Below are 1,863 nucleotides of genomic sequence, written 5' to 3'. Positions count from 1 at the left end.
CGATCGACGACACGCCTGATGGCACCAGCCCCCTCGCCGATGGCGACAGCACCAATGATGCGACCCCGACCCTGACCGGCAGCGCCGAAGCTGGCAGCACCGTGACCCTCAACCACAATGGTGAAGAGATCGGCACCTCCATCGCCGACAGCAACGGCACGTGGAGCTTCACGCCGGCGACAGGCTTCGCCGATGGCGAACACGTCTTCAGTGTTACCGCGACTGATGCCGCCGCCAACGAAAGTGCACCGTCTGCCGACTTCACGCTCACCGTCGACACCACCGCGCCGGATGCGCCGAGCCTTGCGCTCACCGCCGACACCAACGTCGCGGACGATGGCATCACCAGCAACGGGGAAGTCACCGTCAGCGATCTGGAAACCGACGCTACCTGGGAGTACACCACCGACGGCGGCACCACCTGGGAAGCTCGCACGGCGCCGACCTTCACTCCGGACGCAGGCAGCTATGCCGATGGCACGGTGCAGATCCGTCAGACCGATGTCGCGGGCAACGTCAGCGACGCCGTGAACCTGGGCGCCGTCACCGTGGATACCACCGACCCGACGGGCAGCATCGCCTTCGTCGATGGTGGCGATGGCCTCCTGAACGTCGACGACATCACTGCCGTCGCCCTCAGCGGCAGCATCGAGGCCGGCCTCGACAGCAGCAATGTCGTGATCACCATCACGGACAGCGCCGAGCCGGCCAACGAGATCACCGTCGCCACGACTGACATTACGATCGACGGTGCCGGCAATCTGTCCGTAACCGGTCTGGACCTGAGCACCGCAACTTCCGGGCTCACTGAAGGTGCCCTCACCGTCTCGATGACCGTCACCGATGTGGCGGGCAATACGTTCGAGACCGACGGCACCACCACCAGTGATCTCACGGCGCCTGAAATCCCGAGTCTTGCGCTCACCGCCGACACCAACGTCGCGGACGACGGCATCACCAGCAATGGTGAGGTCACCGTCAGTGGTCTCGAGACCGATGCCACTTGGGAAGTCTCCCTCGACGGCGGCACCACCTGGGATGCTCGCACTGGCACCACCTTCACGCTGGACGAAGGCAGCTATGCCGATGGCACGGTGCAGATCCGTCAGACCGATGTCGCGGGCAACGTCAGCGACGCCGAGAACCTGGGCGCCGTGACCGTGGATACCACCGACCCGACGGGCAGCATCGCCTTCGTCGATGGTGACGATGGCCTCCTGAACGTCGACGACATCACTGCCGTCGCCCTCAGCGGCAGCATCGAGGCCGGCCTCGACAGCAGCAATGTCGTGATCACCATCACGGACAGCGCCGAGCCGGCCAATGAGGTCACCGTCGCCACAACTGACATTACGATCGACGGTGCCGGCAATCTGTCCGTAACCGGTCTGGACCTGAGCACCGCAACTTCCGGGCTCACCGAAGGCGTCCTCACCGTCTCGATGACCGTGACCGATGTAGCGGGCAATACGTTCGAGACCGACGGCACCACCACCAGTGATCTCACGGCACCTGAAGTCCCGAGCCTTGCGCTCACCACCGACACCAACGTCGCCGACGATGGCATCACCAGCAACGGGGAAGTCACCGTCAGCGATCTGGAAGCCGATGCCACCTGGGAAGTCTCCCTCGACGGCGGCACCAGCTGGGATGCTGGCACTGGCACCACCTTCACGCTGGACGAAGGCAGCTACGCCGATGGCGTTGTGCAGATCCGTCAGACCGATGTGGCTGGTAACGTCAGCGACGCCGTGAACCTGGGCGCCGTGACCGTGGATACTACGGACCCATCCGCGCCGGTTATCACCACCATCAGTGACAACGTTGGCGATCTGACCGCCGCCCTGGTCGACGGTGACAGCA

At 64.5% G+C, this 1,863-nt stretch carries 1 protein-coding gene; it reads left to right on the top strand.

Annotated elements, in window-relative coordinates; all coding sequences use genetic code 11:
• Positions 1 to 1,863 (top strand): Ig-like domain-containing protein (locus tag OW493_RS17130; protein WP_289864983.1); only part of this gene is annotated, 1,863 nt, incomplete at both ends.

The organism is Cobetia sp. 14N.309.X.WAT.E.A4 (assembly GCF_030397495.1).
GTDB classification, from domain to species: Bacteria; Pseudomonadota; Gammaproteobacteria; order Pseudomonadales; family Halomonadaceae; genus Cobetia; species Cobetia marina.
The sequence above is the reverse complement of the archived record's forward strand: the minus strand, read 5'-3'. Positions and strand labels throughout refer to the sequence as shown.